The sequence below is a fragment of the Sphingorhabdus sp. genome (genome assembly GCF_023910635.1).
GTDB lineage: Bacteria > Pseudomonadota > Alphaproteobacteria > Sphingomonadales > Sphingomonadaceae > Sphingorhabdus_B.
Genome location: NZ_JAAVVZ010000017.1, coordinates 14441 through 29442 on the forward strand (window position 1 = coordinate 14441; position 15002 = coordinate 29442).

The following is a 15002-nucleotide window of genomic DNA, read 5'->3' on the forward strand; positions in this document are numbered from 1 at the left end:
CTATCCTTGAACTTGGGCGGAGTTTGCAGCCTTTGCCGCGTCCCCGCGCACCACCAGAAGGTACATGGCTGGCGTGACAATACGTGATAGCAAAGTAGAAGAAATCAACCCCCCGATTAACACGATTGCCAACGGTGAATACAGGCTGCCACCAAACAAGGCGAGCGGCATCAGGCCACCTATCGCGGTCACTGACGTGAGCAGGACCGGCAAGAATCGCACTTCACCGGCCTTTTCAATCGCTTCGCGCAAGCCAAGGCCGCGCTGCCGCAACTGCGTGGTGAAGTCGACTAGCAATATGGAGTTTTTAATCTCGATCCCGACCAAAGCGATAAATCCGATGATCGCAAGAAAGGACAGGTTGTTACCGGTGATCAGCAATGCGATTAGGCCGCCAAACGTGCCCAAGGGAATGACGCCGGCGACGACCAAAGCTTCCTTAAACCTGCCAAATTCGGCCACCAATATGGCGAATATGCTGAACAAGGCCACCACCACCACCGGGCCGAAGCCTGCAAAGGTATCATTGATTTTTTCCGCCTCACCCCCCACCGCGATGGCGTAGCCGGGCTTGAGCGGAATCTGGTCCATCTGCTTTTTCGCATCGACATTCACCTTGGACACGACGACACCGTCGGTGATCTGGGCCGTGACGCCAACATAACGCTGCAGATTATAACGATAAATGGCGGCAGGCGTTGATTCCAGTGTCGGGTTTGAAATCTCCGCCAATTGAACGGCCTGTCCGCTTCGGTTCGAAACATAGATCGATTCCAACGCCGAAACCGGCTGCGTCTCTGCCAATGGCAAGCGAACAACAACGGGGTAGCTGTCCCCTTCGGTGTCGCGATAGGTGCCAGCTCGTTCGCCACTAAGCGCAAGCCGTATCGCCCTCCGCGCGGCACCCGCAGGCACATCAAGCAACGCCGCTTTGGCATCGTCAACGCGTATGTCCAAATCGACCTTATCAAACGCAACCGGGTTGTTAATGTCTCTCGTGCCGGGGGTTTCGCGCAAGACTTGCTCCATTTGCCCCGCGAGACGTTTTAGTTCTTCCTGATCAGGACCATAGACGCGGAATTCGACAGGGGCGTTGATGGGGGCGCCGTTCTGAAACAACATCAGCTTGATCCGCGCACCTGATATCTGGTCCAATTTCTGGCGCAACCTGTCCACCATCGCCCGCGATTTTGCCCCCTGCCAATTATCCATAATGGCGAGAACTTCTCCATGGGTCGGATTCTCTCCGCGTTGAAACACATTGTAGAAAACCGGCGGATTATAGGCGCCGACATTTTCTGCGCGGACTTTAATGGCGGGTTCGGTTTTCAGAACGGCGGATACCTGGGCGACAATGCGGCCCGTTTCGGCGACACTCGCGCCTTGCTGCGCTTCCACCGTAACGCGGAAATAAGATGTATCGGCGTTTGGAAACAGGCTGAACCCAAGTATCGGCACCAGCGAAAATGCCGCGCATGTGCCAATTAATGCGCCCCAAACGGAACGGCGAGGCCGGTCGAGCGCCCAATGGAGCATCGGGTGGTAAAAACGGTCAATTTTACGCATCAGCCATTGCAGAAGCGGGCTACCTGCCTCCGGCTCATCGCCTTTCAGGATTCGGCTCGCCAAAAACGGCACGATAGTGAGCGAAACAATCATCGATGCCGTAATCGTTGCCACGATGGTGCCGATGAAGCTCTGGATAAACTTGCCCGCCCCTTCAGGCAAAAAGAACAAGGGCAAAAAGGCAAAGACCAACACGCCGGTCGACCCCAAAACCGCCATCGTAATTTCTTTGGTGCCGTCTATCGCCGCTTCGCTGCGGCTTTTCCCCATGCGCAAGTGTCGCGAGATATTCTCGACCACGACAATCGAATCATCGACCAATAATCCCAATGTCAGGATGAAACCCGCAACCACCAATTGGCTAAGGTTAAAGCCATAAGCCGATATCGCCAGCAGACCCGATGCAATCGACAGCGGGATCGATATCATCACGATGACCGACGCCCGCCAGCCCAAGGGCAACAGAGTGATCAGCACAAGAAATAAGGCGATTGCAAAGTCGCGGGCGAGCTCGTTCAAGCGTTTCCGAATATCCTTGCTTTGGTCAAACTGGATGACGGCCTGTATATCGGGCGGCAACAACGCCTGTTGTCTTGCAAGTTCTTCGACCAACCGATTGCGTAACTTCGTGGCATCGGTACCCTGTTTTTGATTGGCGGTAATGAAGACGGCGCGCTTGCCATTATGGCTTACTTTCACGCGCTGTTCCGCAGCGCTGATTTTCACGTCGGCGACATCTCCGACACGGATTATCGACCCGTCGTTCGACCGGATCGGAAGATTGCGAATTTTTTCGAGGTCACGAAATGCGCCGCCCGTCTCCACATTGAATCTGCGTGCACCGCTGATGACCGCGCCAGCGGGCACATCCGCGCCGCCAACGCGGATCGCATCGACCACAACGCTTGCTGGCAACCGCAGCTCGGCAAGCCTGCCGGTATTAATCGCAACGCTGATTTCCGGTTGGGGTAGGCCGTAAATTTCTGCCTGACGGACCTCTTTATCCCGCCCCAAGGCCTCGCTGACATCGCGGGCATATTTTTCCATCCGGTACCAGCTTGCACTATCGCTCAGCAGCGCAATTTGGAGAATTGACGCATTTGTCGTGCGGATTTTTTCGAATTGCAGGCCCTGAAGATCCGCAGGTAATTGGTTCCGGATCGCTGTGACTTCACGCACCGTATCGTTGAAATATTGGTCCGGATTACCCGCCCAATCGAACTCCGCCCGAATAACCGCATTGCCATCGCTGCTGGAAGATACGACACTTTGGACATCCTCCAAACCCTGAACCAGCTCCTCAATCGGCTTGGTAATGGTTTGCTCAATCTCTGCCGCATCGGCCCCAGGCTGCAATGCCACAATTGACACGACAGGCATCGAAAAATGCGGGTCAACCGCGCGGGGAACCTGCTGAAATGCAGAAAAGCCCAACGCGCAGAGCAAAGTGAACAGCACAAGGGTCAGCTGCCATCGACGAATTGCGAACTCCGCGATATGCATGGACTATGGCAGTCCCTTGACGATACGCACGGCAGACCCGTTGCGCAGTTTTTCCAAACCGGACGTTACGATCTTGTCGCCTGGCTGTACCCCACCCGACACATTAACGAAATCATCAGCGATCCGTTGTATGATGACATTGCGCGTTTCAACGCGGTTCTTGACATCCACCACATAAACCAAGCCTTCGCCCGCGCGGACGCCAAACAAAGCGCTTGCCGGAATTTGTAATATTGTCCCATCGTCCGACGCTGGCAACCTTATGGTTGCTGTCCCTATTTGCCCCGACCGCAATGTTGGCCGATTGGGCAGGCGAAATTGGACGGAGAACGCCCCCGTGGCCGCGTTTGCGCGACCGTCAATCTCCGATATCGTCGCCGTCAGCGGTGAATCACCTGCGGATTCAATCAATATATCTGCCGCCATGCCAACGCGCAGTTTCGAGGCGTCACGATCAACGATTGGAACGCGGAAGACAAAGCCGTCGTCGGCCTCCCCCAAAATAAGCGCTGGCGTTCCAGCGGTGATGACTTGCCCGGCCTGCACATTGCGCATCAGCACAACGCCGTTTGAAGGGGCGTATAGTTGCGCCGTGTTGCGCGCAAAACCTGCCTGCCGCACACGCGCGTCTGCGCCCTTTAACGTTGCTTCAGCGGCCTCAAACCGCGCCTTGGTTATCCAGCCATCGGCGTAAAGCGCGCCAACACGGTCAAACTCTGCCCGGGCGCGATCACGCTCGGCTGTCGCAACACTCATGTCCGCACCAACATTCGTCGTGTCGAGCGCAGCCAACAATGCGCCGCGCTTTACAACGTCACCTTCTTCGAAACGCACAACAGCAACCTTGCCCGCGGTTGTAAAACCCAGAGGTGTTTCGCGGCGATAGCGCACCGTGCCAACGGCGTTGATCTCCCGATCTGCGCTCTGATTTCCTAAAGTGAATATCTCGACGGGTAAGGCGGTCTTGGGCGCGCGCTTGCTTTCGCCCGCACTGTCGCTGCAACCAGAAAGGGAAATCAGCAGCAATAGGCCCGTCAAAAATTTCGAAGATACTGGCAAACGGTCCTCCCCTGCGCGGCTTTAATACGCATGATAGTTGAATATTCGTCAGGATGAAATAGCGTTTTGATATGCAACTTATTTTACATTTTGCCCGGCGCTAGCAATGGGGGCGGCAGAGGACGATTTTCAGAAACTGTCTGCTGTATCAAGGCAATTTCACGCTGCATCACCTTTTGTCTATTCTTCCATCTTAAATGCGTTCCGGCGGAAAATATCCCAAGGTCGGTTCTCCGGCCATATCGTTCCATAAAATGCAACGCAGCCTGGGTATCATAGCCTGCATTCGCCATCAGCCAGACCGAAAGCCTGTCCGCCTCGATTTCGGTCTCTAATATCTGCTTATTGCTGTTGCCAGTGGCGGCGAGCCTTTGGCGGTGTCCGAGCAGGTTATGCGACATTTCATGTGCGACGACGGCCGCAAGCTGCGCCTCATCGTCGGCGGTAAACGCCATCAACCCTTCAGTCACGCGGACTGACACCCCGTCCGCGCCTGCGTCCAGTTTGGATTTGGTATCCACCCAAAAACGGGATGCGCAGATAGCAAGCGGGGCAAGTTTCACCCTCCTGACGCCATCTGCCGTCATGAACGTGACGTCGGCAGTGCCGATTGTGTCCAGCGCCTCCCCCAGCATTTTTTGAAGTTTTTCCAAGCGCGCGCTGGCGCGTTTTTCTTTCACCAAATTTGGGCTGGTAAAATCAACTTCATTTACAGCGATTATGGCATCACCCGGCTTGATCCCCATCGCTTCCGCCGCGCCGCCCGAAACGACTGCAGACACGGCAACCGGCAGGCGAAATCCGAACGCGGCCTGCGCCATAGCGGGGTCAGGATATTGCGCCTTATCGTGCAGCACCCAGCCGGGGTTGCGGCTCTTGCGCTCGCAAAATGGCGCATTTGCTAGGGCCAAGCGATGGCCCACCATCGCCAGTCGCAAATCCTGTTCGGCCAATGCTTGGTAGTTGGCGATGTCCGGCGCGGACACCGATACCACCTGCGCCTGCGCCTGCGCCTGCGCGGGCACCAGCGCCACCAAAATCATGATGGCGGCCAGCAATTTCATTACCTGACGGCTGCTCTTGCGAGCCTATCGTTCATTGCGATGCCTATACCCTCATGCGGAATTGGCGCGACCGCGATAGTATTGGCCAAACTCGCATCCGCATTGTGCAGCGCCTCAAACAAATGCGCCGCAGCCTGCGCCAGATCGCCAGTTGAGGACAAGTTTTCGTCGCCCGTTATTGCGCCAAAACCAATGAGATAATCACCCTTTTCTGCGACCGTGACGTTCAAGCGGACAGGTTTTGACGGCGCATAATGGCTGGCCATTTGGCCAGGCGCCTCAATCGCGCTTATGGGCATGGACAAAGGCGGGAATCCGAGCATCTGTTCAATTTCCATTGAGCTGACCGGCCCCGGTCTTAACACCTGCCACCCATCATCGCGCACGGCAACGATCGTTGATTCCAACCCCGCCGAACATGGCCCCCCGTCTAGTATCATCGGTACGGCCCCTCCAAGGCCTTTTAAGACATGATCCGCCCGCGTTGGGCTGATTGCCCCGCTCCGGTTTGCAGAGGGCGCAGCGAGGCTTAAATCGCTTTTTAGGAGCAATGCCTGCATCACGGGATGGGCGGGGCACCGAATGGCGATTGTCGGCAGCCCTGCGGTTACCGCGCGGGCAACCGGAGCGCCGGGTTGCAACGGCAAAACCAGCGTCAACGGCCCGGGCCAGAAGGCGTCGGCCAGTGCCTGCGCAGTAGCGTTAAACACACCAAGCTTTTCTGCGGCTTTCCGATCACGAACATGCACAATAAGCGGATTAAAATCCGGCCGCCCCTTTGCCGCATAGATGCGCGCAACCGCCTCTGCATTTTGCGCGTCTGCCGCAAGGCCATAAACCGTCTCCGTGGGAATCGCTACAATCTGTCCGGCGCGAAGAAGCTGCGCCGCAGCGGTAATCGCAGCGTCGTCAGCGGGCACAACCCAGCCATTCCCCAAGGTATTTGAGCCAAACATCATAAGCGGCTATAGGCGGAGGCAGACCAGATTTAACAGGAATATTTATTCAATATGGCGTTTTCAGCACCTGTCGCAGAACAAAATTTTGTCCTCAAGCATATCGTCGGCATCGACGCATTGGCGCAGCATGCACGTTTTGCCGATGCGACGCCCGATATGGTGCAGGCCATAGTCGAGGGCATTGGTGCCTTTGCAGAAGGTGAATTTGCCCCGCTGAACCGCATTGGCGACACCGTTGGCGCGCGGTTAATCGACGGCAAAGTCGTGATGCCCGACGGTTTTGTTACGGCGTATAAATCTTATGTCGCCAATGGCTGGGGCGCGATCAACGCGCCTGCGGAGTTTGGCGGTCAGGGTCTGCCTTTCTCGCTGGCGACTGTTGCGCTCGATTCGCTTGGCGGCGCCAACATGGCCTTTGCATTGTGCCCGATCCTGTCGGTAGGCGCGATTGAAGCGATCAACCATCATGGCACCGACCGGCAGAAAATATTGTTTCTGCCCAAGCTGTCAACGGGCGCATATTCTGGCACGATGAACCTGACCGAACCGCAGGCGGGGTCAGACGTCGGCGCGCTGAAGTCGACCGCGACCCCACGCGGTGATGGTACTTACCAGATTAAAGGCACGAAGATTTATATCAGCTTTGGCGACCATGACATGGCGGAGAATATCGTCCATTTGGTCCTTGCTCGCACGCCCGATGGGCCCGCCGGGACGAAAGGCATTTCCTTGTTTCTGGTCCCAAAATATCAAGTCCATGCAGACGGCAGCATCGGCAACGCTAATGATATCAAGGTCGTATCGATCGAACATAAGATGGGTATTAACGCCTCGCCCACATGCGTTCTCGCTTTTGGCGAAGAAGGTGATTGCATCGGCGAACTCATCGGTCCAGAATTTGGCGGTATGCGCGCGATGTTCACGATGATGAATAACGCCCGCCTGAATATCGGCCTGCAAGGTGTGCAAGTTGCCGAAGCCGCCACGCAAAAGGCAATCTGGTTCGCGCGCGAACGCGTGCAATCGGCCAAGGCGAGCGGACCGTCGCGTGAATCGGTGGCGATTGTCGAACATCCCGATGTGCGCCGCATGTTGATGCGGATGAAGGCGGGGACACAGGCAATCCGCGCCTTATTATATCTCGCCTCCGGCTATGTTGATCGCGCCACGCTTGGCGAAGCAGGCGCGCAGGAGATGGTCGATCTGCTGACGCCGCTGGCCAAAACCTATGGCACCGACATGGGCAGCGAAATCGCCTCGCTTGGCATTCAAGTGCATGGCGGCATGGGCTTTGTAGAGGAAACGGGTGCAGCCCAATATTACCGCGATATTCGTATTGCGGCGATTTACGAAGGCACCAATGGCATTCAGGCAGCGGACTTGGTTGGTCGCAAGCTCGCGATGCAAAGCGGCGATGTTATCCGCAACCATCTTTCGGCCATTTCGGCGGATGCGGCGGATCATGTTGGCCTGTCGGCGCTTGCTGCGGCAACTGCTGAAGTCACCGAATATATGCTTGGCGCAGAAGTCGATGACCGTTTGGCGGGCAGCTACGCTTATACCAATATGATGGCGGTGGTCACATCGGGTTGGTTGATGTTGAGGCAATATCGCGCCGCGCAAGCCGACATCGCCAATGGCGGCAGCAGCGCATTTTTGCGCAGCAAGGTTGCGGCCTGCCGTTATTATCTGGACGTCATGGTGCCAGAGGCTGTGGCATATAAAGGGACCGCGATGGCAGGGGCGGAGTTGCTCTACGCGCTTGATGCAGAGGAGCTGGCTGCTTGAACGAGCAGACGCTGAAACGGATCGCCGAAGCGCTTGAACGGCTGTCGCCCCCGCCAGCGCCGCCGACCGATCTGTCGTCGTCGCCCGCTTACCATTGGAACGCAGCAACCTTGGCGGCGGTGCAGGGTTTTAAGCCATTGCCGATTGACCTAATCGTCGGGGTCAACCGGCAAAAGTCCGATCTGTACGAAAATTGCCGACGACACGCCTCGGGCGCGGCGGCGCATGATGTCCTGCTGTGGGGCGCGCGCGGCATGGGCAAATCAGCCTTGGTCAAATCGGTGGTGGCTGCACTGCAGGAAGATGGCTTCTTCATCGCCTTGGTCGAAGCGTCGTCAAGTCATTTGACGAGCCTGCCAGCCTTGTTTGAAGAGCTTGGCGCGTCGGGTCGGCGTTATCTGTTGTTCGTCGACGATATCTCGTTCGAACCGCATGACCAAAATGCGCGGCTGTTGCGGTCATTGCTGGAGGGCGGCGTTGAGGCGCGTCCAAACAATGTCCGGCTGTGCGTCACATCCAACCGCCGAAACATCGTTGAGCGCGACAGCACCGACCAAGCGGACGCCATGAACGCCCGCGATGCCATGGACGACAGCCTGGCCTTGGCCGACCGTTTTGGCCTGAAACTGGGCTTTCAATATCCCGACCAAGACGCGTATCTGCAGATGGTCAGCAGCTACGCCAGCTATTTTGATCTGGACTGGGACGAATCCGACGCGCTGAGTTTTGCCCAAGGACGCGGCGGCCGTTCAGGCCGGATCGCGTGGCATTACACCGTCGAGCTCGCAGGCCGCGCGGGGCGGAAGATTTAGGATCAGAATCCTAGTTTTTCGCCCGCACGCGCCAAATGATATTGCCAACGTCATCGCTGACCAACAAGGATCCATCCTTTGCCATCGCAAGCATCGTTGGGCGGCCTTGCGCATTGCCATCCTTGTCCAAAAAGCCTGTGAGGACATTGATTGGCTTGCCAGAGGGTTCGCCCTTGGCAAAAGGAACGAAGATCACGTCATAGCCCGATACGGGCTTGCGGTTCCACGAACCATGGCGGGCAACAAATGCCCCTTCGGTCAGGCCCGCACCCAGCTTGCCATTATAGCCAAAAGCCAACCCAAGCGGCGCTGTATGCGCGCCAAGGGCATAATCCGGGCGGCGTTCATATTCGCGCTTTGCCGGCTTTGGCGGCGACACGCGGGCATCGGTAAATCCGCCCCAATAATGTTGCGGCCAACCATAATCGGCACCAAATTCAACGAGCGCCAGATAATCAGGCACCATATCGGAGCCCAGCATGTCGCGTTCGTTTACCACGCTCCACAAACGACCCGATTTGTCCCAATCAAGACCAACGGGGTTACGCATACCAATCGCAAACGGAATTTTCTTGTCCTTCGCGATGTCATATTCCAACACCATAGCACGGCCATTTTCGGTCTCGATGCCATTCTCGCCAATATTGCTATTTGACCCCACCGCGATGTAGATTTTTTTGCCATCGGGGGACGCCGCAAGGTTGCGCGTCCAATGGTTGTTCGGCGCAAGGGCGTTGAACTTTGTCAGCTCCTTACCCTTAACATTAATTTTTGTGTCGCCTTGCTTATAAGGAAAAACGACCAAGCCATCGGTGTTGGCGACATATAGCTTCTCACCAATCAGGACCATGCCAAATGGCGAATTCAACCCCGTCAGGAACGGCGTTTTCAATTCGGCCTTGCCATCACCATCGGCGTCCCGCAACAAGATGATGCGGTTGGCAGAGGGGACACCAGCACCCGCCTTACCCATCAGCCATTTCATCACGAAGCCTTCAATGCCGCCAGCTTCGCGGGGTGGCGAATTTGTCTCGGCGACCAAAATATCGCCATTGGGCAACGTATATAGGTTGCGCGGATGGTCGAGGCCTTCGGCAAAGCGTTCGACGATAAGGCCCGGCGCAGCAATCGGTGCCTCGCCAGCTTGCCAGCGATCAACCTCCGCCACCTTTATGGTCGGGAAAGTCTGTGGGCGCGGCGCAGTAATTTCGGGCGAAGTGCCGGTAACGGCATCCAGCGGAAGTTTGGCAACATCGGGCCGGGTAATGTACCAAATGCCCACAAGCGCCAGAACAATAACGATCAAAATGATGTTGCGCACATGCTTCCACATTTTACCTGCTCCCTTAATGACGCTTGCGATCCATGATCCAGATCACCACCGCAATAACGGTGCCGATTGCCATGCCGATGACGGTCCCGGCAGAGGCTTGGTCCATAGCGACGCCAATTATGGCCCCGATTAATAGCCCAAAGGCGATGAAGATGCCACCGGCAAAGCGGGGCTGACTGTTTTGTGTTTCGGACATAAGGCCCCTTTGCCACCAACAGCGATGTTCAAGCAAGCGCCTTGTTTAACCGTCATCCAATGACAGCAACGACGCGTTGCCGCCCGCGCTTGTCGTATCCGTGCTCGTCGTGCGTTCTGCGCAAAAGCGATAGAGATAATGTGGCCCGCCCGCCTTGGGTCCGGTGCCGGACAGGCCTTCGCCGCCAAAAGGTTGGCTGCCGACCACCGCGCCAATCATGGATCGATTGATATACAAGTTACCGACGCGCGCCAGTTGTTCGACCACAGCACTGCTGCCTGCAATCCGGCTGTGTAGCCCCATCGTTAGGCCAAAGCCCTTTGCATTTATCTTGGCAATGGTCGCTTCCAACGTGCCCGCTTTCCACGTGGCCACATGGACCAAAGGGCCGAAAAATTCGCGGTTCAGGTCGTTTATGTCGTCTAGTTGGATGACCGTCGGCGGCACGAACAGGCCATCTTTTGGAACAATTATTTCATGGATGATCCGGTCTTTCACGCTGGCACGATAGGCCATCAATGAATCATACGCCGCCTGATCAATCACCGGCCCGATGTCGGTGGCTGGGTCAGCCGGATCGCCCATATTGAGCGTATCCATCGCGCCGCGGAGCATTTCTAGCGTGTGTTCGGCAATATCTTCTTGCAACAGCAACAGCCGCAGCGCCGAACAGCGTTGGCCAGCAGATTGGAAGCCCGATACGATGACATCGCGCACAACTTGTTCGGACAAAGCGGTGGAATCGACAATCATTGCGTTCAAGCCGCCCGTTTCGGCGATCAAAGGGACCAAGGGCCGGTCGTCATCGGCGAGCAAATGACGCGCAATCGCCTTGGCGGTCGGAACCGAGCCTGTGAAAACTACACCAGCGATACGTGTGTCCGCCGTAAGTGCCGCGCCAACATCACCTGCGCCCGTCACGATCTGCAACGCGCCCTTGGGCACGCCAGCCGCATGCGCCAGTGCCACTGCGAACCTGCCGATGGCGGGAGTCTGCGGCGCTGGTTTGGCAACAACGGTATTGCCTGCGACTAAGGCGGCAGCAACCTGGCCTAAGAAAATCGCCAGCGGAAAATTCCACGGGGCAATCGCGATCCACACGCCGCGGCCTTCATGGCGCAGGACATTGCGTTCACCCGTTGGCCCGGGCAATTCAACAGGGACCAAGTCGGTGCGCGCGCGCGCGGCGTAATAACGACAAAAATCAATCGCCTCGCGGACTTCGGAAAGCGCGTCGGGAATTGTTTTGCGGGCCTCTTGCACCGCAATGGCCATCAACCGGCTGCGGTTTTCCTCCAATAAGTCTGCCAGACGATCAAGGCAATCGGCGCGCGCTTCGACATGTGTGCCGGACCATTCAGGATAGGCCGCAAGCGCCGCCGTCACGGCATCGGTTGGATTGACGCGCACGTCATCGTCCAACTTTAATGGCGTTGCGATTTCGGCAGCGGTTTCTTTCAATATAACCGCGTCATCCAGATCAAGGCCATTACTGTTCACGCGCTCCGGCTGAAAAAGGTCGGCAGGCGCGGCAATCGCAGGGTGGCGTGTGCTGCCAACGGCCATGATTTTTTCCACCGGGTCCGCCAATAATTCGTCTTCGCTGATCGATTGATCTGCCAATTGGTGGACGAAACTGCTGTTCGCGCCATTTTCCAACAAGCGGCGGACTAGATAGGCCAGCAAGTCGCGGTGTCCGCCGACCGGCGCATATGTGCGGCAGTTATAGCCGTCCTCACGCACAAGGCGGTCAAACAGCCCCTCCCCCATGCCGTGGAGCCGCTGGAATTCAAAATCGCGCTGTGCGCCTGTCCATTGGAGGATGGTCGCGACCGTCAAGGCATTGTGCGTCGCAAACGCCGGACGGATATTGCGCGCGGCGAGCATGTCCTTCGCGCAGGCAAGATAGGACACATCGGTCGCGGCCTTTCGCGTGAACAAGGGAAAGTCGGTCAGGCCGCGTTCCTGCGCATGTTTGATTTCGCTGTCCCAATACGCGCCCTTCACAAGGCGTACTTGTAGGATGCGCGACGTGTCCCGGCCCAACGCGTCGGCCCAGGCGAGGACGGGACGGGCGCGTTTAGAATATGCCTGCACCGCCATGCCAAATCCGTCCCAGCCGGATAAGGCCGGATCGCGCGCGACCGTTTCAATGATGTCGAGGCTCATCTCCAGCCGCGCCGCCTCTTCGGCATCAACGGTGAGTTGGACACCCCGCGCGGACGCAGAACGCGCCAGTTCGCGCACCATCTCGGCAAGTTCCGGAACGCATTTTGCGCTTTGCGCGGTTTCATAGCGCGGGTGGAGCGCGGATAATTTGACCGAAACGCTATGGCCCCGGGAAGGATTGCGGCCAACGGCGGCAACGGCGGCGGCATAGGATTGGAAATAACGTTCGGCATCCGATTTGGTCCGCGCCGCTTCGCCAAGCATGTCAAAGCTCGCGGTAAAGCCGCGATTATCCTTCGACTCCATGCGTTTCATGGCTTCGTCAATGTCACGGCCCATGACAAATACTTGCCCCATCAGGCGCATCGCTGCGCCCACTGCCTGACGCACAAAGGGTTCGCCTGCCTTTGCAATCAGGCGCTTCAATGTGCTCGTGCTGTCGCCCAGAACGGCCTTACCCAGCACCAAACCCCAGGTGGCACTGTTGACCAGCATGCTGGACGATTGCCCTTTATGATCGCTCCAATCGGCGTCTGTCAGCTTGTCCGCAATCAACATGTCCGCCGTCTGCGGGTCTGGCACGCGCAGGAACGCTTCGGCCAGCGACAAGAGCGCTGTGCCCTCTTCTGTGCCAAGGCGGTATTGTTGCAGAAACGAGTTTACCCAGCCATCGGCCTGCACGGCCCGCAAATCGTCCAGCAGGCTGCGCGCAGTGCGCACGATTTCGACCCGCATGGCCGCATCGACCGTAGCCGCCACCACGAGAGGTGCCAGCACTTCAGTCTCTGACTTGCGGTGATAGGGCCGGATGGACAAGCGAGCGGTTTCTAGCGATGCATTCATGCGCCTGCTTTGCCGGATAAAGCGAAAGCAGACAAGTTTCAGTTGTAACGAAAAGGCCAGCCTTCAGGAGAAGACTGGCCGCACGCGTCAGGTCGAAACCTGAATGACATTCTGCCCGGCGCTTAACAAGGTTCAGGAGCAGCGCCGGGCAAAATATGGTAAGCTTTTTTTAGCGATAGCGACGGCAGTTGCTGTCCGACTTGTCGATGGCGCGCCCCGCGAGGGCACCGACTGCTGCGCCGATGATGCTGCCTTCGGTCTTGTTACCGCGACGTGCAACTTCATTACCCAGCAGGCCGCCTGCAACCGCACCGATTATCGTGCCGCCTGTGCCCTTGTCGCAACGCGCATTGTTGCGATAATTATTGTTACGGTAATAACGGTCACCACGGCGATAGTCACGGCGGTCATAGCTGCCCTGACGATCATCACGGCTGTAATATCCGTCATTATATTGTTCGCGCGCCATGGCTGGCGCTGCCGAAAATCCGGTCAGTGCCGTTGCTGCAAGGACCAGTGCACCGATGCTTTTCTTCAAATTTCTCATTTTCGATACTCCATGTTTTTTCAGGTTCGGTCCGCGTGAAGCAAATCGGCGATTTGTTTTGCTAACAATTGCCTTATGGACACCGGCTATTGCACCGAAGCTGAATGCGATTGTTATCCCTCGTTCATCTTTAGGCGCAAAACAATGAACGGTTGGGAGTGTCATGACGGCAAAGGTGAAACGTCTCGCGCTTGGCATCATCTTGGCGGTGCTCACCGTTGGCGGCTTTCGCACGATCTATCCGAGCGACAGCCAAGTCATAAGTTTGCGACGACTTGCCCTCAATCCCGATAATGCCGCCCAACGGCAGGTGGGCGCTCTGGAATTCATCGCGGCATGGGAATTGCGCAGCCGCAACGAAGGTTTTGGCGGGATTTCGGCACTCGTTTCTGTGGGAGATAGTCGTTTTGTCGGGATTGGCGATGCCGGGACTGTCATTGGCTTCAGATTGACCGAGGATGGACGGATCGACCGCACCACAATCGCGCCGCTGCCAAATGTGCACGGCCCGAATGTGTCTTACAAAGACCGCGATAGTGAGGGGCTGGCTTATGACCCCGATAGCGGCCAATATTGGGTCAGTTTTGAAGGCAATCACGCGATCCGGCGCTATTCAAAATCCTTTGCCCAACAAACGGGCATGATTCGCCCCGCAATATTGCAGAAATTGCCCCGCAATAAAGGCGCGGAGAGCATCGTTCGCCTGCAAGATGGTCGGTTTATCATCATCGCCGAGAGCCTTGACGATGACATGCACAGCGCATGGATATTTTCTGGCGACCCAATTGAAAGCGCGACCACCATAACGCCCTTCACATTCCGTCCGCCCGCCGGCTACCGCGTGACCGATGCGGCGCAATTGCCCGACGGGCGAATCGTCCTTCTCAATCGCGCCATCGGCTTTCCATCGGGCTTCACGGCGAAGGTGTCGCTGCTCAACCCCGATAGCATAGGTCGCGACCGCGTGCTTTCGGCTGACGTCATTGCGTCGCTTTCGGCCCCATTGCTCGTCGACAATATGGAAGGGATTGCCGTCACCAGCGATGGCGACAGCATGTTCCTCTGGCTGATCTCGGACAATAATTTCACCCTGTTCCAGCGGACGATATTGATGAAGTTCCGTCTGCCCGATCAACCAGACAGCAAAAAGCCGGAGGCATAGA

11 protein-coding genes are annotated in these 15002 nt (G+C 56.9%); 3 read left to right on the plus strand and 8 right to left on the minus strand.

Features of this window, described 5'->3' with window-relative positions; genetic code table 11:
- From HEQ34_RS10400 to HEQ34_RS10415, 4 genes are all read right to left on the minus strand, one after another.
- Complete coding sequence (locus HEQ34_RS10400) at nt 1-3069, minus strand: efflux RND transporter permease subunit (protein ID WP_296200147.1); 3069 nt, start codon at nt 3067-3069, stop codon at nt 1-3.
- 3 nt (nt 3070-3072) lie between these two features.
- Nucleotides 3073-4128 carry an efflux RND transporter periplasmic adaptor subunit gene (locus tag HEQ34_RS10405; protein ID WP_296200149.1) on the minus strand — a complete coding sequence of 352 codons (1056 nt, stop codon included), beginning with the start codon at nt 4126-4128 and terminating at the stop codon, nt 3073-3075.
- Nucleotides 4129-4211: 83 nt separating this feature from the next.
- Nucleotides 4212-5192 (minus strand): M48 family metalloprotease, encoded by a 981-nt coding sequence (locus tag HEQ34_RS10410; protein WP_296200151.1) that lies wholly within the window; start codon nt 5190-5192, stop codon nt 4212-4214.
- Nucleotides 5192-6151, minus strand: a complete 960-nt coding sequence (locus HEQ34_RS10415; RefSeq protein WP_296200153.1) for an L-threonylcarbamoyladenylate synthase — start codon at nt 6149-6151, stop codon at nt 5192-5194. The genes HEQ34_RS10410 and HEQ34_RS10415 overlap by 1 nt, the downstream gene beginning before the upstream one ends.
- Nucleotides 6152-6202: 51 nt before the next feature.
- Between HEQ34_RS10415 and HEQ34_RS10420 the strand changes: the two genes are divergently transcribed.
- Nucleotides 6203-7939 (plus strand): acyl-CoA dehydrogenase, encoded by a 1737-nt coding sequence (locus tag HEQ34_RS10420; protein WP_296200155.1) that lies wholly within the window; start codon nt 6203-6205, stop codon nt 7937-7939.
- Entirely contained in the window at nt 7936-8751 is an 816-nt protein-coding gene (locus tag HEQ34_RS10425; RefSeq protein WP_296200157.1) for a DUF815 domain-containing protein, read from the plus strand. Before HEQ34_RS10420 ends, HEQ34_RS10425 begins: the two co-directional genes overlap by 4 nt.
- Nucleotides 8752-8761: 10 nt before the next feature.
- Here the strand turns inward: HEQ34_RS10425 and HEQ34_RS10430 are convergent, their stop codons facing one another.
- The 4 genes from HEQ34_RS10430 to HEQ34_RS10445 all read right to left on the minus strand — a co-directional run bounded on the left by HEQ34_RS10430 (nt 8762) and on the right by HEQ34_RS10445 (nt 13839).
- Nucleotides 8762-10084 (minus strand): sorbosone dehydrogenase family protein, encoded by a 1323-nt coding sequence (locus HEQ34_RS10430; RefSeq protein ID WP_296200159.1) that lies wholly within the window; start codon nt 10082-10084, stop codon nt 8762-8764.
- 13 nt (nt 10085-10097) lie between these two features.
- Nucleotides 10098-10280, minus strand: coding sequence for a hypothetical protein (locus HEQ34_RS10435; protein WP_296200161.1), 183 nt, complete (start codon nt 10278-10280; stop codon nt 10098-10100).
- A 45-nt stretch (nt 10281-10325) separates the two neighbouring features.
- Nucleotides 10326-13292, minus strand: coding sequence for an L-glutamate gamma-semialdehyde dehydrogenase (locus tag HEQ34_RS10440; RefSeq protein WP_296200163.1), 2967 nt, complete (start codon nt 13290-13292; stop codon nt 10326-10328).
- Between the two features lie 169 nt (nt 13293-13461).
- Nucleotides 13462-13839, minus strand: a complete 378-nt coding sequence (locus HEQ34_RS10445; RefSeq protein ID WP_296200165.1) for a glycine zipper 2TM domain-containing protein — start codon at nt 13837-13839, stop codon at nt 13462-13464.
- A 163-nt stretch (nt 13840-14002) separates the two neighbouring features.
- Between HEQ34_RS10445 and HEQ34_RS10450 the strand changes: the two genes are divergently transcribed.
- Nucleotides 14003-15001, plus strand: a complete 999-nt coding sequence (locus tag HEQ34_RS10450) for an esterase-like activity of phytase family protein (protein ID WP_296200166.1) — start codon at nt 14003-14005, stop codon at nt 14999-15001.
- The last annotated feature ends 1 nt before the right edge of the window (nt 15002 follow it).